At 71.1% G+C, this 20529-nt stretch carries 17 protein-coding genes and 1 pseudogene; 14 read left to right on the forward strand and 4 right to left on the reverse strand.

The window, feature by feature from the left end; genetic code table 11:
* Window positions 1-193 precede the first annotated feature (193 nt).
* The 6 genes from VIS07_11390 (at window position 194) to VIS07_11415 (ending at window position 7668) form a co-directional block, all read left to right on the forward strand.
* The gene (locus VIS07_11390; protein HEY8516108.1) at window positions 194-1195 is read left to right on the forward strand and encodes an LLM class flavin-dependent oxidoreductase; all 1002 of its coding nucleotides are present in this window, start codon (window positions 194-196) and stop codon (window positions 1193-1195) included.
* Between the two features lie 8 nt (window positions 1196-1203).
* Window positions 1204-2070: a thioesterase family protein gene (locus tag VIS07_11395; protein HEY8516109.1), complete on the forward strand. Its 867-nt coding sequence runs from the start codon at window positions 1204-1206 to the stop codon at window positions 2068-2070.
* Window positions 2071-2117: 47 nt separating this feature from the next.
* Window positions 2118-3260 carry a HAMP domain-containing sensor histidine kinase gene (locus tag VIS07_11400; GenBank protein ID HEY8516110.1) on the forward strand — a complete coding sequence of 381 codons (1143 nt, stop codon included), beginning with the start codon at window positions 2118-2120 and terminating at the stop codon, window positions 3258-3260.
* Window positions 3257-4549: a hypothetical protein gene (locus VIS07_11405; protein ID HEY8516111.1), complete on the forward strand. Its 1293-nt coding sequence runs from the start codon at window positions 3257-3259 to the stop codon at window positions 4547-4549. Before VIS07_11400 ends, VIS07_11405 begins: the two co-directional genes overlap by 4 nt.
* An 80-nt stretch (window positions 4550-4629) precedes the next feature.
* A complete protein-coding gene (locus tag VIS07_11410) occupies window positions 4630-5577 on the forward strand; it encodes an OBAP family protein (GenBank protein ID HEY8516112.1) in 948 nt (315 codons plus the stop codon).
* Between the two features lie 99 nt (window positions 5578-5676).
* A complete protein-coding gene (locus VIS07_11415) occupies window positions 5677-7668 on the forward strand; it encodes a potassium transporter Kup (GenBank protein HEY8516113.1) in 1992 nt (663 codons plus the stop codon).
* 58 nt (window positions 7669-7726) lie between these two features.
* Here the strand turns inward: VIS07_11415 and VIS07_11420 are convergent, their stop codons facing one another.
* On the reverse strand, window positions 7727-9115 hold the full coding sequence (locus VIS07_11420) for a M20/M25/M40 family metallo-hydrolase (GenBank protein HEY8516114.1): 1389 nt from the start codon (window positions 9113-9115) through the stop codon (window positions 7727-7729).
* Between the two features lie 56 nt (window positions 9116-9171).
* Window positions 9172-9972 (reverse strand): hypothetical protein, encoded by an 801-nt coding sequence (locus VIS07_11425; GenBank protein HEY8516115.1) that lies wholly within the window; start codon window positions 9970-9972, stop codon window positions 9172-9174.
* A 104-nt stretch (window positions 9973-10076) separates the two neighbouring features.
* Between VIS07_11425 and VIS07_11430 the strand changes: the two genes are divergently transcribed.
* A complete protein-coding gene (locus VIS07_11430; protein HEY8516116.1) occupies window positions 10077-11144 on the forward strand; it encodes a phosphotransferase family protein in 1068 nt (355 codons plus the stop codon).
* Between the two features lie 127 nt (window positions 11145-11271).
* Here VIS07_11430 and VIS07_11435 read toward each other — a convergent pair whose 3' ends face one another.
* The gene (locus VIS07_11435) at window positions 11272-11604 is read right to left on the reverse strand and encodes a carboxymuconolactone decarboxylase family protein (GenBank protein HEY8516117.1); all 333 of its coding nucleotides are present in this window, start codon (window positions 11602-11604) and stop codon (window positions 11272-11274) included.
* Between the two features lie 100 nt (window positions 11605-11704).
* On the opposite strand from VIS07_11435, the gene VIS07_11440 reads away from it, so the two are divergent.
* Window positions 11705-12247, forward strand: a complete 543-nt coding sequence (locus tag VIS07_11440; protein HEY8516118.1) for a MarR family transcriptional regulator — start codon at window positions 11705-11707, stop codon at window positions 12245-12247.
* Window positions 12244-14079 carry a chloride channel protein gene (locus tag VIS07_11445; GenBank protein ID HEY8516119.1) on the forward strand — a complete coding sequence of 612 codons (1836 nt, stop codon included), beginning with the start codon at window positions 12244-12246 and terminating at the stop codon, window positions 14077-14079. Before VIS07_11440 ends, VIS07_11445 begins: the two co-directional genes overlap by 4 nt.
* On the opposite strand, the gene VIS07_11450 is transcribed toward VIS07_11445, so the two are convergent.
* Window positions 14076-15896 (reverse strand): AMP-binding protein, encoded by a 1821-nt coding sequence (locus tag VIS07_11450; GenBank protein HEY8516120.1) that lies wholly within the window; start codon window positions 15894-15896, stop codon window positions 14076-14078. The two genes, VIS07_11445 and VIS07_11450, sit on opposite strands and share 4 nt — an antisense overlap.
* Before the next feature lie 102 nt (window positions 15897-15998).
* Here VIS07_11450 and VIS07_11455 point away from each other — a divergent pair, with 102 nt between their 5' ends.
* The 5 genes and pseudogenes from VIS07_11455 (at window position 15999) to VIS07_11475 (ending at window position 20203) form a co-directional block, all read left to right on the forward strand.
* Window positions 15999-16811: an enoyl-CoA hydratase gene (locus VIS07_11455; protein HEY8516121.1), complete on the forward strand. Its 813-nt coding sequence runs from the start codon at window positions 15999-16001 to the stop codon at window positions 16809-16811.
* The gene (bluB, locus tag VIS07_11460) at window positions 16798-17487 is read left to right on the forward strand and encodes a 5,6-dimethylbenzimidazole synthase (protein HEY8516122.1); all 690 of its coding nucleotides are present in this window, start codon (window positions 16798-16800) and stop codon (window positions 17485-17487) included. The genes VIS07_11455 and bluB overlap by 14 nt, the downstream gene beginning before the upstream one ends.
* A gap of 315 nt (window positions 17488-17802) precedes the next feature.
* On the forward strand, window positions 17803-18567 hold the full coding sequence (locus VIS07_11465) for a hypothetical protein (GenBank protein ID HEY8516123.1): 765 nt from the start codon (window positions 17803-17805) through the stop codon (window positions 18565-18567).
* Window positions 18568-18809: 242 nt separating this feature from the next.
* On the forward strand, window positions 18810-19412 hold the full coding sequence (locus VIS07_11470) for a hypothetical protein (protein HEY8516124.1): 603 nt from the start codon (window positions 18810-18812) through the stop codon (window positions 19410-19412).
* Window positions 19413-19936: 524 nt separating this feature from the next.
* Window positions 19937-20203, forward strand: a pseudogene (locus VIS07_11475) (N-6 DNA methylase).
* The last annotated feature ends 326 nt before the right edge of the window (window positions 20204-20529 follow it).

Consider the following 20529-nt stretch of genomic DNA (forward strand, 5'->3'; position numbering starts at 1 on the left):
CGTCGGTGGCCTCGTCGTCCCTCGTCGTGTTCGTCCATGACGCGGCTTCGGGCGCCGTGCAACAGGCCTCGGCGAGGATCCCGAGCGGCGCGCACGCCGCGCGGAGCGCAAACTGGCGTCCTCGGCCTCCGCATTGCATCATGCCGCGGACGCGCGGGCGCGGTCGCTCGCGCCATCAGGAGGCACGAGAAGCATGGCTGAGCGCATCGGCATCGTTCCGTTCTGGAAGGGCTACAACCGCAAGGAGGTGCTGCGAGCGGCACGGCTTGCCGACGAGCTCGGCTACCACTCGATCTGGATCCCGGAGGCGTGGTCCTACGAGCAGTTTCAGCTCCTGACCGAGATCGCGCTCGCCACGCGCCAGCTCAAGCTCGCGACCGGCATCGCCAACGTGTTCAGCCGCTCGGCGGGTCTCCTCGCGATGAGCGCCGCGACCCTCGACGAGATCTCCGAGGGCCGTGCGATCCTCGGGCTCGGCACGAGCGGCAAGAACGTCGTCGAGAACTTCCACGGCGTGAAGTACGAGAAGCCGCTCACGCGCCTCAAGGAGACGATCCGCATCGCGCAGGCGCTGTGGCGCGGCGAGCGCTTGACGCCCGAGATGAGCACGCTCTTCGAGGCGCGGCACTTCAAGCTCGAGATGACGCCGCTGCGTCCGCGCATCCCGGTCTACGTCGCGTCGCTGCAGGAGAAGGCGATCCGCGAGGTCGGCGCGATCGCCGACGGCTGGGTGCCGACCTTCTGGCCGTACCGGCACCTGAAGGACGGCATCGCGCTGCTCGAGGAAGGCGCGCGGCGCGCGGGACGCGATGCGAAGGAGCTCGACGTCGCGCCGTTCGTCGCCGTCGTGCCGCTCGAGGATCGCGCGATGGCGCGCTCGATGATCAAGCCGACCGTGTCGTTCTACATCGGCGGCATGGGCGTCTACTACCACGCGCTCTTCTGCCGCTACGGCTTCGAGGAGAACGCGAACCTCGTGCGCAACCTCTACAACGAGGGCAAGCGCAAGGAGGCGGCCGCCGCCGTCAGCGACGAGCTGATCGACGCGATCGCGATCTGCGGCTCGCCGGAGTACTGCCGCGACAAGCTCGCCGAGTGGCGCGAGAACGGGATGGGCATGGCGCTGGTCAACCTGCCGACCGGCGCGCCCTTCGAGATCACGGAGCAGATGCTGCGCGCGCTCGCGCCGCGCTGACGCAACGCATGCCGCCCAACGACCTCGCCACGGATACCGCCGTCACGCGTCTGCGCGTCGCGCCTGGCTGGTACACCGCCAACCTGCCCGACGCGTGGAACTTCCGCACGCCGTCCGGTGGCGTGCTGATGACGGTCGCGATGCGCGCCATGCAGGAGGAGCTCGGCGATCCCGAGCTGCGGCCGATCTCGGCGAACACGCACTTCTGCTCGCCGGTGCCCGCCGGTCCGCTCGAGGTGCGGGTCGAGGTGCTGCGCCACGGCGGGGCGGCGGCGCAGGTGCGCGCGCAGCTGTCGTCGACCACGATGCCGGGTCCGGGTCTCGAGGTGAGCGCGACCTTCGGCCGCGACCGCGCGGGCGTCGACGTCATCGACACCGAGCCGCCCGCCGTGCCGCCGCCGGACCAGGCGGTGTCGATGGACGAGGACCCCGACGGCATCGAGCGCCAGCTCCGGCCCACCTTCTTCCGCAACCTCGAGACGCGGCTCGCGCTCGGCCACCCGTGGTGGATGGGCGGCGACTGGCAGCCCGGTCCGGCGCGGATCGCGCGCTGGTTCCGCTACCGGATCCCGCAGCGCCTGCCCGACGGGCGGCTCGATCCGTTCGCGCTGCCGCCGATCGCCGACACCATGCCGCCCGCGCTCAAGCAGAAGCTCGGGCCCAACCATCCGCCGTTCTTCGCGCCGAGCCTGGATCTCACCGTGCACTTCCTCGAGGACACGACCTCCGAGTGGGTCTTGAACTACGTGCACGTCCGTCGCGCGCGCGCCGGCTACGCGACCGCGAGCGCCGAGATCTGGGACGACCAGGGCCGCTTGCTGGCGTTCGCGACGCAGACCATGATGCTGCGTCGCATCCCCGAAGCACGTCCGTGACCGCTCCTGCCGCCGTGGGGCGGACGGCCGGGAGAGCCATCCACGACGTGAGCAACGCCAACGACAGCCCACGGCGCGCGCGCTCGCTGGTGCAGCACATCGAGCGCATCGAGCGCTGGCTGCGCACGAACCCGGTGAAGGTCGGCGTCCTGGTCGCGCTCCTCATGCTCGTGACCATGCTCGTGCAGGAGGAGATCGACGAGCACCTGTGGCTCGTCTTCACCTACGCGTTCCCGGTCGCGCTCGCGGGCTACGGGCTCGGCTTCCGCGGCGGAGCGGTCGCGGCGCTGGTCGCGACGGCGCTGCTCTACGACCACGCGATCCACACGCTGGGCACGAAGGACACGGTGTTCGTCCTCACGACGCGGCTTGCCGGCAGCCTCGCCGTCGCGGGTCTGTGCGCGCTCGCGTCGGCGACCGCGCGTGCGCGCGAGCGCTACATCGCTCGCCACGCTCGTCTCGCGAAGATCCAGGAAGAGTTCCTCGCCGCGTTCGCGCACGACATCCGCTCGCCGCTGAACGCGATCCTCGGCTACGCGAGCATCCTTCAGGAGGAGGCGGAAGAAGGGTCCGGCCTGTCGCGCGGCGAGCTGTTCGAGGCGCTGCAGCGGATCGAAGCGAACGCGCTGCACGTCGAGGAGATGATCGCCGGGATGCTGCGCGCCGACGGCGGCGACGGCGCGGTCAGGAACGAGGTCACCACGTTCACCGCGGACGCGCTGATCGACGAGCTCCGCCGCGAGCTCGACCCGGTCGTGCTCGAGCACGGCGCGCCGGTGACGTGGACGGTCGCGCCCGGCACGCCCGAGCTCGTGACCGATCGCAAGAAGCTGCACTCGGTGCTGCGCAACCTCGTGGGCAACGCGCTCAAGTACGCGCGCGGCGCGCCGATCGCGGTGAGCGTCCGCTGGGACGCCCCGACCGCGCGGCACCAGATCGAGGTGCGCGACGAGGGACCGGGCATCTCGCCCGAGGCGCTGCCGCGGCTCTTCGACCGCTTCTACCGCGCCGCCGGCCGCGACGCCGAGGACGGCTTCGGCCTCGGCCTCTTCATCGTCAAGCGCATGATCGAGATGATCGGCGGCGACGTGTCGGTGCACAGCGAGCTCGGCGAGGGCAGCCGCTTCCTGCTGACGTTCCCGCAGCTGCGCGGCGAGGAGGCCGTCGCCGAGGAGGCGAAGGCGTCGTGAGCGGCGCCAACGAAGCCGCCGAACAGCTCAACCGTAGCTGTCGCTGCATCACCGTCGACCCCGACGCGCTTGCGGCGTGCCTCGAGTCCGGTCCGGACACCGTCGGGCTCTATCGCTCGATCCGTGAGAACCAGCCGCACCTCTTCGCGAGCTTGCCGGTGTTCGTGTCGCGCGAGCACGTCGAGCGCATGCGCGAGGTGATCGCCGCCGTCGAGCGCACGCTCGCGACGCCCGCCGTGCGCGAGGTCGTGCTCGGCTGGGCGCCCGAGATCGCGCGCGTCCCGGCGAAGCCGCGCGGCGTCTTCCTCGGCTACGACTTTCACCTCGGCCCGAGCGGACCGCAGCTCATCGAGATCAACACCAACGCCGGCGGCGCGCTGCTCAACGCGGCGCTGGGGGCCGCGCAGAAGGCGTGCTGCGACGAGGTCGAGCCGTTGCTGTCGAGCGTGCTCGAGAGCGTCACGCCCGGGCTCACCCAGCTCGACGACGAGGTGCTGCGCACCTTCCGCGAGGAGTGGCGTCTCGCGCGCGGCGAGCAGCCGCTCACGAGCGTCGCGATCGTCGACGAGGAGCCGACCGCGCAGTACCTGCACCCGGAGTTCCTGCTCTTCCGTCAGCTCTTCGCGCGCGGCGGCCTGCACGCGGTCGTGATCGATCCGGGCGAGCTGCGCCACGCGGACGGCGCCCTGTGGCACGGCGCGACCCGCATCGACCTGGTCTACAACCGGCTCACCGACTTCGCGCTGTCGGCGCCGCGCAACGCGGCCCTGCGCGACGCCTACCTCGCGGACGATGCGGTGATCACGCCGCACCCGCGCGCGCACGCGATCTACGCCGACAAGCGCAACCTGACGCTGCTCTCCGATCCCGAGCGTCTGCGCGCGCTCGGCGTCGACGACGCGACCGTGCGCACGCTCGAAGCCGCCGTGCCGCGCACGGTGCTGGTCGATCCCGCGCGTGCCGAAGAGTGGTGGCGCGAGCGTCGCGGCCGGTTCTTCAAGCCGGTCGACGGCTACGGCGGCAAGGCGGCGTATCGCGGCGACAAGCTGACGCGCACGGCGTGGCAAACGGTCCTCGAGCGGCCGTACGTCGCGCAGCGCATCGTGCCGCCGAGCGAGCGCACGATCGAGCTCGACGGCGTCGAGCGTCCACTGAAGCTCGATCTGCGCAACTACGTCTACGACGGCCGCGTGCAGCTCGTCGCCGCGCGCCTCTACCAGGGCCAGACGACGAACTTCCGCACCGCGGGTGGCGGCTTCGCCCCGGTGTTCACCGGACCGCGCGTCTGATCGGCGCGCGAGGGCTTCTCCCCACCGCGGCTCGCGACTAGGCTTGGGGCTGGGCCGGCCCCGCCCGAGCGGAGGTGTCGATGAAGCTGCCGAGCCCCACCACGCGCGTCGCGCGCACGATCGCGCTGTTGCTGCTGGGACCCGTCGCGCTCGCAGGCTACCTGCTCGGCGCGCAGGCCGCCGATCCGAAAGCGCAGACGCCGCCCGGCGCCGACAAGACGGCGCGCACCAAGATGCTGGAAGCGGGTGCCGCGCTGCTGCAGGGCAACGAGCCGCTCGACGGGCTCGACGTGTACCTGGTGGGCTTCCACCCGATGAAGGACGATCCGGCGCACCAGATGGAGGCGCACCACTACTGCCACCAGGTGAACCAGGACTTCGCGCAGTGCGTGCTGTTCGACGGCAACGGCGCCGACGCGCGCATGAACGGCATCGAGTACATCATCTCCGAGAAGCTGTTCGAGACGCTGCCCGTCGAAGAGCGCCGCTACTGGCATCCGCACGACTACGAGATCCTCTCGGGCCAGCTCGTCGCACCCGGCATCCCCGACGCCGCCGAGCGCGCGCTGATGAAGGACAAGATGAACAGCTACGGAAAGACGTGGCACGTCTGGTCGACGGGCGCGCCGGGTGATGCGGGCGACCCGCTGCCGCTCGGTCCGGCACAGCTCGCGTGGTCGTTCAACCGCGACGGCGAGGCGCAGCCCGGTCTCGTCGCGGGGCGCGACGAGCGGCTCGGCGTCAGCACCGACCAGAAGCGCAAGCAGCGCGAGGAGCTGACGCCGCTCGCGCGCCCGCAGTGCGGCGTCGACGCGCTGCACGGCCGCTTCCAGGGCGAGACGGTGCCGGTCGCGGGCGTGGTGCAGCGCACGCAGGGCTGTCCGGCGCCGGAGGCCGCGCCTGCGTCGGCGGCGCCCGCGAAACCGTCACCCGCCGCAGCCGCGAAGCCGTCGGCGCGACCGTCGGCCGCCGCGGAGGCCAAGCTGCCGGCGAAGCCCGCCGCGACGCGCTCCGCGAGCACGCGCTGAGCCGGCGTCACCGGCGCGAGCGGCGCGAGTGAGCCCCGCGCGGCGCCACGGCGGGCGGAGAATTGGACTTCCGCGGCCGTTGCGCCGACAAACGGCTTGATGGGCGATCGTGGGACGGCGAGCGGCGTGGCGCACGCCACGCCGCGGGAGCCGCGTCCGTACGACCGCAGCGCGGCCGAGCGGACGGTGCGGCCGGGACAGCGCGCGCAGGCGCTACCGCTCGTCGCGCTCGGCGCGCTCGGCGTGGTGTACGGCGACATCGGCACGTCGCCGCTCTACGCGCTGCGCCAGTGCTTCATCGGACCGCGCGCGGTGCCGCAGACGCCCGAGAACGTCCTCGGCGTCCTGTCGCTGGTCTTCTGGGCGCTGGTCCTCGTGGTCGCCGTCAAGTATCTCACCGTGCTGCTGCGCGCGGACAACCAGGGCGAGGGCGGCATCTTGGCGTTGCTCGCGCTCGCGACGTCGCACCACGCTCCGACCGACGACGCGAGCCCGCGCCGCGGCGCGCACGTTCTCGCGGCGCTCGGCATCTTCGGCGCGGCGCTGCTCTATGGCGACGGCGTCATCACGCCGGCGATCTCGGTGCTGTCGGCGATGGAAGGCCTCGAGGTCGCGACCACGGCGTTCCGGCCGGTCGTCGTGCCGCTCACGGTCCTCGTGCTCGCGGCGCTCTTCCTCGTGCAGAAGCACGGCACCGGGCGCGTCGCGGCCGTGTTCGGGCCGACGATGCTCGTCTGGTTCGTCGTCATCGGCGTGCTCGGCGCGCGCGCGATCCTGCTCGAGCAGCCCGGTCACCCGTCGGTGCTGCACGCCCTCGATCCGCGCTACGGGCTCGCGGTCCTCACCTCGCACGTCGCGGACGCGGTCTTCGTGCTCGGCTCGATCGTGCTCGTCGTCACCGGCTGCGAGGCGCTGTACGCGGACCTCGGCCACTTCGGCGCGCGCCCGATCCGCACCGCGTGGTACGCGGTGGTCTTCCCGGCGCTCGTGCTCAATTACTTCGGGCAGGGCGTGCTGCTGCTCGAGGGCGGCGTCGCGAGCCGGCATCCGTTCTTCGACCTCGCGCCAGAGTGGGGGCTCTACCCGCTCGTCGGGCTCGCGACGCTCGCGACCATCATCGCCTCGCAGGCGCTGATCACGGGCGCCTTCTCGCTCACGCAGCAGGCCGTCGTGCTGGGCTACGCGCCGCGCTTTCCGATCATCCACACCTCGGACGTCGAGCGCGGCCAGATCTACATGCCGCACGTGAACTACGGCCTGATGGCGCTGTGCATCCTGCTGGTGCTGAGCTTCCGCAGCTCGGACGCGCTCGCCGACGCGTACGGCATCGCCGTGACCGGCACGATGACGATCACCAGCGTCCTCTTCTACCAGGTGGCGCGTCGTCACTGGGGCTGGCCGCTGCCCGCCGCGGCCGCGGTGACCGGCGCCTTCCTCGTCGTCGACCTCGCCTTCCTGATCGCGAACCTCGACAAGATCGCGTCGGGCGGCTGGGTGCCGATCGCGATCGCGCTCGCGGCCTACACCGTCATGACCACCTGGAAGCGCGGCCGCAGCGAGCTCGCGTCCGTGCTGATTCGTCAGGGCACGCCGGTCGAGCGCTTCGTGCAGGAGCTGCGCGAGCAGCCGCCGCGCCGCGTGCCCGGCACCGTCGTGTACTGGACGAGCAACACCGGCAGCATTCCCGCCATCCTCGAGCGCAACCTCGCCGTCAATCACGTGCTGCACGAGCGGGTCGTGCTGCTGTCGACCGGCAGCGCGCAGCAGCCGCGCGTGCGCGACGAGAATCGCACCATCGTGCTCGACCTCGGCGAGGGCGTCTACCGCGTGCTCGCGTTCTTCGGCTTCATGGAAAGGCCGCACATCGCGACGATCGCCGCGTGCTGCGCGACCCACGGGCTCTTGCTCGACGTCGCGAGCACGGACTTCTTCGTCTCCGCCGACCGCCTGCTCGCGACCGGTCCGTCGCGCATGGCGCGCTGGCGCAAGCAGCTCTTCGCGCTGCTCGCGCGCTTGACGCCGCCGATGACGAGCGCGCTCGGAATCCCGCCCGAGCGCGTCATCCTGCTCGGGCGCGAGGTCGAGCTGTAGCGCTGACCGACGCGACGTCGCGACGGACGCCGGCGGCGGGTTCCGACGACCGCCGCCGCTACGGACGGACGCCGCGCCCGAGCGCCGCGATCCTCTCGAAGTAGCGCCCGAAGGCGACGATCCCACCCGATGCTTGACGCCAGTCGAAGTTCTCGTTCGGCGCGTGGTAGCCGTGCTCGGGCAGCGACAGCCCGAGGAAGTAGACCGGCGCGCGCAGGATCTGCTCCATCGCGAGCACGGCGCCGATCGAGCCGCCCTCGCGCACGAACACCGGCTCGCGTCCGAACGCGGCCTTCATCGCCGCGCGCACCGCGTCGGCGTACGGACCGGTCGTGCGTCCCTTGTACGCCGGCAGCGCGTGCTCCGGCTCGACGCGCACGTCGGGGTTCACGCGACGGACGTGCTCGCGCACGAGCCGCACGATCTTCTCGGGCCGCATGTTGGGCACGAGGCGGCAGGAGATGATGGCCGTCGCCGCCGGCGGCACGATGGTCTTGACGCCCGGTCCCTGGTAGCCGCCCGCGATGCCGTGCACCTCGAGCGTCGGCATGAGCCAGAGGCGCTTCATCGCGTCGAGCGCGTCGCTCGTGCGAATCGAGCGGAACAGGTGGTCCTTCTTGAACGCGGCGACGCTGAAGCCGCAGCGCCGGAGGTCCTCGAGCTCCGCCCGCGTCGGCTTTTCGACGTCGTCGTAGAATCCTTTGATCTTGACGCGGCCAGTCTTCGCGTCGAGCATCGACGCCACGACCTCCGCGATCTCGGCGACCGGGTTGCGCGCGGCGCCGCCGGTCGTGCCCGAGTGCTGATCGGTCTCGCCGGTGCGCAGCGACAGCCGGAAGCCCTGCAGGCCGCGCAGACCGGCGGGGCACGCGGGGCGCGTGCGCGACACCCACACCGTGTCGCTGACGATCACCGAGTCGGTGGCGAGCACCGCGCGGTGCTTGCGCAGCGTCGCCGCGAAGTGCGGCGAGCCGATCTCCTCCTCGAGCTCCCAGAGGAATGCGACGTTCACCCGCACGTCGTGCTCGCGCGCCCAGCGCGCGCCGTAGAGCGCTGCGAGCGCCGGTCCCTTGTCGTCGGTGGTGCCGCGCGCGACGTAGCGCTCGCCGTCAATCTTCAGCCGGAACGGATCGGTGCGCCACTCGGGCTCGTCGGCGGGCTGGACGTCGATGTGGTTGTAGATCGTGACCGTCGGCAGGCGCGGGTCCTTGCCGAGGCGACCGTGCACGAGCGGGTGGCCGCCGGTCTCGATCAGCCGCGCCTCGCCGCCCGCCCAGCGCACGAGCGCGGCCGCGCGCTCGGCGGCGCGGCGCACGTCCTTCTTGCGCGCGGGGTCGACCGAGACGCTCGGGATCTCGACCAGCTCGCGCAGGTGCTTCTCGTAGCTCGCGCGCGACGCGGCGGCGTACGCGACGAGGTCGTCTGCGGGCGCGGGTTTCGAAGCCATCGCAGCGTTGTCGCGAGCGCCGCTGCGCCGCGCAAGGCCGCGCCGCGCGGTGCGCGTCAGGCGCGCTCGCGCGCGGCGTCGTCGAGGCAGTCGACCGGCAGCTCGAGGTACTCCCGGTAGACGAAGTCGCGGTGCTCGAGCAGCGAGGGGTCGAGCGCGGGACGCACGACCTCGTCGTCGATCGCGTAGACCGCGCGGATCGCGGCCGGCATCGGGCAGAGCTCTTCCGGCAGCGGCGCCACCAGCACGGCGAAGGTCGCCCAGTAGATGTCGAGCGCCGTGAGATGGTCGCCGATCAGGAAGCGGCTCCCCGCCGCGCGCTGGCGCGCGAGCTGGCTTGCGAGCAGGCGCAGCACCTCCGCGGCGCGCGCCGGAGCGGCGGCCGCCGCCTCCGGCGAGTAGCCGTACTTCGCCGCCATGCGCCGCATGCCCTCGGGTGCAGCGTCGCCCGCGCCCGCGAGGATCGGGTGCAGCAGCATCAGCCGCCGGCTCCAGCCGAAGCCCTGCTCGCCGATCAGCTCGTGGCACAGCCCGAACATCTGCGCGCGCAGCTCGGGGTCGCGCGGGATCAGCGGCGGCTCGGGCGCGAGGCGCTCGGCGAGGAACAGGATCTCGAGCGACGTCGTCCGCGGCCGCTCGTCGTTCCACACCGCGACCGGCGCGCTCGTCTGGCCGGTCCACTCGCGCAGCTCCTCGTTCGCGCCGCCGAGCTCCTGGCGCACGTAGGTCACCGGCAGGCGCTTGACGTAGAAGATGCCCTTCGCGGCCTCGCTCCACGGGCCGGGCACGCCGGCGGTCAGCACCAGGCGCAAGCCCTCGCGCTTGCGCGCCCCCGCGACGTCGATGAAGGTCGCCACGCGCGGCACCATGTCGCGTCGGCGATCTCGCGGCAAGCAGGTCTGCTGCGGTCGCCTCGCGCGCCGCCGATGTGATAGCGAGGTCGGCCGCGGAGGACGGCAGGATGGCGATCGGCGATCAACGGGACCTCGACCTCGCGCGCACACGGCTCACCGAGTACTTCGCGGGCAAGCTGCCCGACGCCCGCGACGTCGCGGTGGAGAACCTGCTCTCGCCCGGCATGGGCTTCTCGAACGAGACGCTGCTCTGCGACCTCGCGTACGCGCAAGGCGGCGAGCGTCGCACGGAGCCGCTCGTGATCCGCGTGCGGCCGCAGGCGCAGGTCTTTCCCGAGTACGACCTGCGCCTGCAGTACGACGTCATGCAGCGGCTCGCGCCGACCGACGTTCCGGTGCCGAACCTGCGCTGGTTCGAGGAGGCGCCCGACGTGCTCGGCGCGAGCTTCTACGTCATGGACCGCATCGAGGGCATCGTGCCGCCGGACCATCCGCCGTACCACGTCTCGGGCCCGTGCGTGGACATGACGCCCGAGGGCCGCGCCGCGCTGTGGTGGGACGGGCTCGACAAGCTCGCGCGCGTCCACAAGCTCGACTGGAAGGCGCTCGGCTTCGGCTTTCTCGACCACCCCGAGCGCGGCGCGACGCCGCTCGCCCAGCAGCTCGCGTACTACCAAAAATTCTTCGAGTGGGCGGCGGAGGGGCGTCCGCAGCCGACGGTCGAGCCGGCGCTCGAGTGGCTCGTCGCCAACCAGCCGAAGGACGAGCCGGTCGCGCTGTGCTGGGGCGACGCGCGCATCGGCAACATGATCTTCGACCAGAACCGCTGCGTCGCGGTGCTCGACTGGGAGATGGTATCGCTCGGCAACCCCGAGCAGGACCTCGGCTGGTGGCTGTTCCTCGACTGGCACCACTCGGACGGCATCGGCGTGCCGCGCCTCGCAGGCTTCCCGACGCGCGAGGAGACGATCGCGCGCTACGAGGAGCTGATGGGGCGCAAGGTGCGCGACCTGCACTACTACGAGGTCTTCGCGGCCTGCCGCTTCGCGATCATCATGATCCGCATCGCCGCGCTGGTGCGCGCGGCGAACCTGCCGACGCCCGACGACTTCGAGCGCAACAACACCTGCACGCAGGGGCTCGCGAAGCTGCTCGACCTGCCGCCGCCGAGCTGACGGCCGCGGATTGAACCCGACCGCGGGCGGACAGGCGCGCGGACGCATCGCGCGCCGGGCTGACGGCCGCCGAGCGCGCCACCCCCCTCCGGGAGGAGCGCCGGCGGCCCGCCCGAGCCTCCGATTTCTACGCGGCGTCGAACAGCTTGAGCGCCATCGTGCCGTGCGTCGCCGCGGCGCCGGCGCGCAGCGCGGATGCGATGAAGGTCGCCTCGGTGATCTCCTCTCGCGTCGCGCCCGCCTTCTTCGCGGCGCGCGCGTGCGCCTCGATGCAGTACGGACACTGCGTCGTGAGCGCGACCGCGATCGCGATCAGCTCGCGGTACTTGCGCGGGATCGCGCCGTCCTCGCGCCCGACGATGCGCTCGAGGCCGAGCCACGCTTCGTACTCGGCGGGCGCGAGCTGCTTCATCTCGCGCAGCCGCTTGATGTCTTCGGGATCGTGGTAGTGCGCCGACATGGGACCCTCCTCGCGCGACCAGAGCAGGACGCCGCAGCCGTGGCAACCCGAAGCGTCCCTTGCGCGCGCCAAACGGCTTCCCTAAGTCGTATTGGATACCATGCAATTGCCGGCGCCCCGCAAGAGCGCGCGCACGGGCGACGGGCGCGACACGCGGACGATCCTCGAGGCGCTGCGCCGCATCGTCCGCGAGCTGCGCCTCACCGCGCGCGTCGCCGAGCGCAAGCACGGCGTGAGCGCGGCGCAGCTCTTCGTGCTGCACGTCCTCGCGCACGAGGGAGAGATGTCGGTGAACGAGCTCGCGGAGCGGACGTTCACGGACCAGAGCTCGGTGTCGGTGGTGGTGACGCGGCTCGCGGAGGCCGGGCTCGTCGTGCGCCGGCGCGCGCAGGACGACCGCCGGCGCGCCGAGATCGCGCTCACGCCGCGCGGCCGCGCGCTCGTGCGCCGCGTGCCCGCCGAGCCGGCGCAGGCGCGCGTCGTCGCGGCGCTCGAGCGCATGCCGGCGCGCGAGCGCGAGGCGCTCGGCCGCGGCCTCGAGGCGCTGGTACGCGAGATGGGCATCGCGGACGGCGCCGCGGAGATGTTCTTCGAGGACGGCGCCCGCCGCGCGCGGGCCCGGGCGCGGAAGCGGTCGACGTGAGCGAGCTGCAGCCCGCGCCAGCCGGCACCACGTCGGGCGCGCTGCCGGTCTCGCCCTCGCTCGAGCTCGCAGCACCGCGCGCGACGACGCTCGTCACGCCGCGCATCCTGTACGTCAGCGCGTGCGCGCTCGCGGTCGGCTGCGCGGCGGGCTTCGTCGCGCAGCTCCTGACCGCGCTGATCGCGCTCTTCACCAACGCCGCGTTCTTCGGACGCCTGAGCGTCGCGCCGGCGTCGCCGGCGGACAATCACCTCGGCCTGGCGGTGGTGCTCGTGCCGGTCGTCGGCGGGCTCGTCGTCGGGCTGCTCGCGCGCTACGGCTCGCACGCGATCCGCGGCCACGGCATCCCCGAGGCGATGGAGCAGGTGCTCTTCAACCGCAGCCGCATCGCGCCGCGGGTGACGTTCTTGAAGCCTCTGTCGGCCGCGATCGCGATCGGCACGGGCGGACCGTTCGGCGCCGAGGGGCCGATCATCGCGACCGGCGGCGCGCTCGGCTCGCTCGTCGGCCAGGTGCTGCACATCACCGCGCACGAGCGCAAGACGCTGCTCGCCGCGGGCGCCGCTGGCGGCATGGCGGCGACCTTCGGCAGCCCGGTGTCGGCGGTGCTGCTCGCGGTCGAGCTGCTGCTCTTCGAGTACCGGCCGCGCTCGCTGATTCCGGTCGCGCTCGCGAGCGTCGCCGCGACCGGCGTGCGCCTCGCGCTGGTCGGCGCCGAGCCGGCGTTCGCGATGCCGGAGCTCGCGCGGCCGACCGACCTCGCCCTCGCCGTCTACGCCGGGCTCGGGCTCGTGATCGGCTTCGCGGCGGTCGCGGTGACGCGGCTCGTGTACGCGATCGAGGACGGCTTCGCCCGCCTGCCGATCCACTGGATGTGGTGGCCGGCGCTCGGCGCGGTCGCGGTCGGCGTCGCGGGCTACCTCGTGCCGCGCACGCTCGGCGTCGGCTACGACAACATCGACGACATCCTGTCGGGACGCATCCTCGGCGCGCCGCTGCTCGTGCTGTGCGTCGCGAAGCTCGCGTCGTGGGCGATCGCGCTCGGCAGCGGCACCTCGGGCGGCACGCTGGCGCCGCTCTTCACCGTCGGCGGCGCGCTCGGCGCCCTGCTCGGCGCGTCCGCGCAAGCAATGCTTCCCGACGCGGCGATCGACCCGCGGATCGGCGCGCTGGTCGGGATGGCGGCGATCTTCGCGGGCGCTTCGCGCGCGGTGCTCGCGTCGGTGGTGTTCGCGTTCGAGACCACGCAGCAGCCGATGGGGCTCCTGCCGCTCCTCGCCGGCTGCAGCTCGGCCTACCTCGTCTCGTGCCTGCTGCTGCGCAACTCGATCATGACCGAGAAGATCGTGCGGCGCGGCGCGCGCGTGCTCGGCGAGTACGCCGCCGACTTCCTCGATCAGGTGCTGGTGCGCGACGTCGCGAGCAACCCGGTGGTGACGCTCGATGCCGACGCCACGGTCGCCGACGTCAAGCACTGGCTACGCTCGCACACGCCGCCGACCACCCACCAGGGCTTCCCGGTCACGGCCGCCGACGGACGCCTGATCGGCGTGCTGACGCGCCGCGACCTGTTCGACGGCGACGACGCGCGCGCCGACGCCACGCGCCGCATCCGCGAGCTCGTCAAGCGCCCGCCCGCGGTCGTCCACCCCGACAACTCGCTGCGCGAGGCCGCCGACCACATGCTGCGCGAGAACGTCGGCCGCCTGCCGGTGGTCGAGCGCGAGCGCCCGCACGCCGTGGTCGGCATCGTGACCCGAAGCGACCTCCTCGCCGCGCACCGGCGGCGCCTCGACGAGGAATCGACGGTCGAGCGCCCGCTCCGCAGCTAGCGATCGAGCAGATCGAGCTTCTCGCGCTCGGCGAACTCGCGACGCAGCTCCTCGTACGCGCTCCGCGTGAACGGATGGAACGTGGTGTCGCCGCGGCGCCGCCAGTAGATGCGCGCGTCGTCGCCGAGCCGGTTCAGATCGAAGTGCACCTTCTTCAGGTTGCGCACCAAGATCTTCTCGGTCTGCGTGTACTCGAACTCGTCGACGATGCGGACGAAGTCCGGGAACCACTTGCGGTCCATGCCGCCGCCCGTGACCTGCGCCTCGCAGAAGTCGAAGAAGCTCTGCGGATCGAAGGTCGCGCCCTCGCGCAGCTTGAGCGCCACCATCACCAGCTCGTCCGACACCGAGCACGGCACGCCGTAGGCCGCCGCGAGCACGATGTCGTCGTGCTCCTGGATCAGGCGCGCGACCTGCAGCGCCGAGAAGTTCTCGCCGTCCTTGCGGATCCAGTCGTCCGTGCGGCCGTCGAAGAACAGGTAGCGCTTGCCGTCGCGGATCAGGATGTGGCCGAGGTCGCCCGAGTGGTAGACGCCGTCGCGGTACTTCGAGCTGTTGGCCTGCGGGTTGTCGTAGTAGCCCTGGAAGAGGCCGGTGTCGGGCGCGCAGCGGCAGATCTCGCCCACGGCTTCCGCGTAGTTCGTGATCTTGCCGTCCGCGTCGAGGATCGCCGGCGGGCACTCCTCGCCCTTCTCGTTGAGGATCTTGACGGCCGGATCGGTGATCTCGCCGACCGAGCCGCGCGGGTCGCCCTTGCGGCGGAAGGTGCTGATCGCGGCCTCGGTCGAGCCGTAGAGCTCGAACATGTCCTCGAGCCCGAGCCACTTGGTGAACTTTTCGATGTCCGGTGCCGCGGCGCCGTTGCCGACCGCGTACTTGAGCTTGTTCTTCGGGTTGTTCGTGACCTCGCGCAGGATGCGCTCCTCGTCGCCGCCGTACTCGCGCGAGATCGCGCCGAGCACGTAGTGCACGGGCTCGCCGACGTAGTTCCAGTAGGTCACGCCGTGCCGGAAGACGTCCGGCAGGAAGCTCGACGCGCTGAAGCGCTCGCGCAGCGCGAGCTGGCCGCCGACGTGGAACGCGGGCTGGAAGCCCAGGAACATCGCGTTCGAGTGGAACAGCGGCATGCAGGCGTAGCCGATGTCGTTCTCGGTGAGCCCGAGGTTCGACGACACGGCCATGCCGATCAGCAGGAGCTTCATGTGGTTGTTGAGGATGCCCTTCGGCAGCCCGGTCGTGCCCGAGGTGTAGATCACCATCAGCGGCTCGTTCGGGTCGACCTTGACGTCCGGACGCTCGAGCTCCTTCTCGACCGGCCCGATCTCGTTGGTCACGCACTCCATCAGATCGGGGCCCGCGACCTCCTGATCCTGGTAGCTGCGCAGGAAGAGCACGTTCTCGCGCGGCACGGTCTCGAGGTCGGAGATGATGCGCATCACCTCGTCCTGCAGGCGCTGGTCGACGATCAGGATGCGCGAGCGCGACTGGTTGATGACGCCCGCGAGCGTCTCGCCGCGCAGACCCGTGTTGACGCCGAAGAGCTTCAGCCCGGCGTACGCGCAGCCGCCGTACAGGCTCAGCAGCTCGAGGTGGTTCTCGAGCAGCATCGCGACGTTGCCCGGCCTGCCCTCCTCGATGTAGCCGAGGCGCCGCAAGAGGAAGTGCGCCATGCGCACGGACTCGTCGCGGTAGCGCCGGTAGGTCCAGGTCTTCGCGCCGTGGTGGAGAAAGGGGCGCGGGCCGAGCTCGGGGTGCAGACCCCGGGCCTCGATCTGCGAGCCCATGTCGAAGGGAACGTCCGAGAAGCTGAAAGCCATAGCCGCGGACCATAGCCGAAGTCGTCGGCGGGGATAAAGGGGGCGGCCCCTTCTGCGAGAGGTCGAGTTGCAAACCGGCATGCGGCGCGTCAGTGCAGGGGCATGGAAGAGCAGGTCCTCAAGGTCGAGAAGGCGGACGGCATCGCCACCCTGACGCTGAACCGTCCGCAGGCGATGAACGCGCTGTCGCGCGCGCTGCGCCGCGCGCTGATCCAGACGTTCGGCGAGCTCGCGACGGATCCGGAGACGCGCGTCGTCATCCTGACCGGCGCCGGGCGCGCCTTCTGCGCAGGTCTCGACCTGAAAGAGCTCGGCGGCGAGGCCGGCGACACCGCGGCCAACGAGACCGAGGCCGCGATCTCGGGCGGCGAGCTGGTCAAGACGATGGCCCGCCTCGAGCAGCCGATCATCGGCGCGATCAACGGCTTCGCCATCACCGGCGGCTTCGAGCTCGCGCTCGCCTGCGACGTGCTGATCGCGTCGACCGAGGCGCGCTTCGCCGACACGCACGCGCGCGTCGGCATCATGCCCGGGTGGGGCTTGAGCCAGAAGCTGTCGCGCACGATCGGCATCTACCGCGCGAAGGAGCTGTCGCTGACCGGCAACTACCTCTCCGCGCAGCAGGCCGAGGCGTGGGGGCTCGTGAACCGCGTCGTCGCGCCCGAGGAGCTGCTGCCGACCTGCCAGGCGCTCGCGCGCGACATGCTGTCGTGCGACCCCGAGCTGCTGCGCGCCTACAAGCGGGTGATCGACGAGGGCTACGCCGTGACCTTCGCGGACGGCATGCGCATCGAGGCCGAGGCGTCGCGCGCGCACGCGAGCCGCGTGACGCCCGAGGCGATCGCCGCGCGGCGCGCCAAGGTGCAGGAGCGCGGCCGCGCCCAGTCGAGCGGTGGCGGCGGTGCGCGCTCCTGACGAGCTGCTCGTCCCGCAGGAGCCGTTCGCGCTCGCCGAAGACGTTCGTCGCGCGGTCTACGAGGTGATCCGCACGCGGCGCGACGTGCGTCACTTCGCCCCCGAGCGCGACGTCGACCCGGAGGTGCTCGAGCGCATCCTCGATGCCGCGCACCACGCGCCGAGCGTCGGCTTCTCGCAGCCCTGGGGCTTCGTGCTGGTGCGCGACCGCGAGCAGCGCGCGCGGATCCGCGAGAGCTTTCTCCGCTGCCGCGCGCGCGAGGCCGAGCGCTTCCGCGGCGAGCGGCGCGAGAAGTACCTGTCGCTGCAGCTCGAGGGCATCGTCACCGCGCCGCTCAACGTCTGCGTCGCGGTCGACCTCCGTCCGGGCGACGAGGCCGTGCTCGGCACGATCTCGCAGCCCGAGGCGCTGCGCTTCAGCGCCTGCTGCGCGGTGCAGAACCTCTGGCTCGCGGCCCGGGCGGAAGGCATCGGCGTCGGCTGGGTGAGCATCGTCGAGCCCGCGGTGCTGCGCGAGGAGCTCGCGCTGCCCGACGGCGTGGAGCCGGTCGCCTACCTCTGCGTCGGGCACCCGATCGCGTTCCGCTCGCAGCCGATGCTCGAGGAGGTCGGCTGGCGTCCGCGGCGTCCGCTCGCGGAGGTCGTGCACGAGAACGGGCGCTGGCGCGATCGCTGAGCGCGCGCGCGCGAGCGGGCGCGGCCGATCGAGCTGGCCAGATCGGGCTCGTCGGTTTCGGCTGGTCAGGCGCGGCTGTCCGGTGTCGCCGGACGATCGGTCGGCGCGCTCGGAGCGGTGGTCGAGATGAACCAGGCCGGTCCAGCTCGACCACCAGGCGCGTCGCTTCGACCACCACCCTCCCCTGCACGGTCGCGATTGCGTCGCGATTGCGCGCGTCGTTCGCGGACGAAGCGATCCGGTTGCTTTTTTGCTTGTCGCGCGCTCGCATTCGTGCTTTCTCTCGACGTGAAGTCGCTGCGAAGGAGGGACGAGATGAACCACCGCTTCCTCACCACCGTGCTCGCTGCGAGCGCGCTGCTCGCACTCACCGTGGCGGTTCCGGCGGAAGCCGCCGTGACGCGCGTCTGGATCGCCGGCAAGACGCTCAAGGTGCGCGACATCACCAAGGGCAACCCCAACGAGGTCGACTTCACCAACGCCATCGTCCTCAAGGTGAAGCGCGACGAGCGCGCGGCGTACATCGCCGACGACTGGGGCGAGGTCGTCGCCGGCCCCGGCTGCGTCCCGATCACCGACGGCGAGGACATCTCCGCCGGACGTCCCGAGGACCTCTACCTGCCGCAGTACACGAGCTACCAGGTCAAGTGCACCTTCACCGACCTCCGGAAGGTCGACATCAACACCGGCCCCGGTGACGACTTCGCCTACGTGCTGCTGTCGCACGTGCCGGTGAAGATCGTCGGCGGCGCCGGCGACGACGACCTCGAGTACTTCTCGTGCGAGCCGCCGCCCTACTTCTCCACCTCGAACATCAACGGCGGCCTCGGCGACGACTACCTGGTCGGCGGCCAGGGCGACGACACGATCGTCGGCCAGCGCGGCGACGACTACATCGAGGGCACCTGCGGCTCGGACAAGATCAACGCCGGCTCGGGCTGGGACGCGATCTACGCCGACGACACCAACTGGTGCGACACCGACTGCCCGCCGACCACCGACCGCATCAACTGCGGCGACGGCGAGGACAGCGTCGACACGGACGGCGTCGACAAGATCGCGAAGAACTGCAACCCCTGACGCGCCGCGGTCGCCACGCGGCTCACCGCGCCGCGACCCGACGAGCGCTGCGAAGGAGGGACCGAGAGGAACCGCGTCCGTCTCACCGCGCTCGCCGCGAGCGCGCTGCTGGTGCCCTCCGCGGTCGGTCCGGCGCACGCGTCCGCGACGCGCGTCTGGGTCGCCGGCTAGACGCTCAAGGTGCGCGACGTCACCAAGGGGAACCCCAACGAGGTCGCTTCGGCAACATCATCACCCTCAAGGTGAAGCGCGACGAGGGCGCCGCCTACATCGCCGAGGAGGCTGGCGACATCGTTCCCGGGCCCGGCTGCGTCGCGATCTCCGAGCCCGAGGACGTCTCGGCGGGTCGGCCCGAGGACCTCTACCTCCCGCAGTGGACCAGCTACCAGGTCAAGTGCACGTTCACCGACCTGTCGAAGGTCGACATCAACGCCGGTCCCGGCCACGACGTCGTCTACGTCATCCTGTCGCACGTGCTGGTCAGGCTGGTCGGTGCCGCGGGCGACGACGAGCTCGAGTACTTCTCCCGCGAGCCCCCGCCCTACTTCGCCAACGCGAGCACCAACGGCAGCCTCGGCGACGACTACATCGTCGGCGGCCAGGGCGACGACACCCTCGTCGGCCGGCGCGGCTACGACTCGATCGAGGGCACCTGCGGCGCGGACCGCATCATGGCCGGCTCGGACGGCGACGCGATCTACGCCGACGACACCAACTGGTGCGACACCGACTGCCCGCCGACCACCGACCGCATCAACGGCGGCGCCGCGAAGGGCCGCGGCGCTAGGGGACGATCGTCAGCCGCAGACCGCCGCGACTTCACAAACCCACCGTCGTCGAGGTGAAGCGCGACGAGGGCGTCGGCTCACGCCGCCCACGACGTGGGTGATGTCGCGAGGGTCGCCGCCGCGTTCGCATCCGACCGGCGAGGACTTTCTCCGCCGGTCGCCCCGAGACCTCGACCTCGCAGCACATCGACTTTTCAAGTCGAGTCAATCAGGCATCCACCGACCTGAACCGCTACCCTGGCATGGACACCAGAGAGCACGGTCTATGACGCGAGCGCCCGCACCAACCTCCGTGGAGCCTGTTCGAGCCGGTTTTGCTCAGACCGGACGCTGACCCCCCACCTCTCGCTACTGCGATCCATCTCAAAGGGCATCGCAAGTCCCCCGTCCGCAGCATCGGTGGCGGGCACGTGCACGCGAAAATTCAGTCATTTCACGGGACGCTGGTCTCGAGGTGTGCGCGCTGGCTAGATCAGGCCGGGCGACGGATTCCGCGGGTACACGTGGGCGTATTGCCTCACCGCCCACTGCCTCAAGGGCTTCCTGCTTTCGCGCATCCTCCGAATTCGCGATACCGCCCCCACGCCTGGCGCGGCGACAAGGACGCCGGCGAGTACAAGGACATCCCTGGCTTCTGCAAAAGCGCCACGCTCGAGGGAGATCCGCAAGCACGGCTACGTGCTCACGCCCGGCCGCTATGTCGGCGCGAAATGCAGGAGGACGACGGGGAGCCATTCGAGGAGAAGATGAAGCGCCTCGTCGTACAGCTACGAGAGCAGCAGGCTGAGGCCGCGAGGCTGGATGCCATGATTGCCGCCAATCTGAAGGAGCTGGGATATGGCGGGTGAGTGGCGCGTGTGCACTCGGCGAAGAAATTGAGCTGAAGCGCGGCTACGATCTTCCCCAACAAGCCCGTCGGCACGGCACGGTGCCTATCGTCTCGTCCTCTGGTGTAACCAATTATCACGACGAGGCAATGGTCAAGGGGCCGGGAGTCGTCACTGACCGATATGGAACGCTCGGCCAAGTCTTCTACATTCCCCAGGATTTCTGGCCATTAAAACACCACGCTCTACGTACGTGACTTCAGAGGCAATGACCCGCGTTTCATTAGCTACTTCCTCCGCGCCTTAGATTTCTCTGCATATTCCGATAAGGCGGCGGTTCCAGGACT

It is taken from the genome of Candidatus Binatia bacterium, from assembly GCA_036563615.1.
Classification (GTDB): Bacteria; Desulfobacterota; Binatia; order UBA12015; family UBA12015; genus DATCMB01.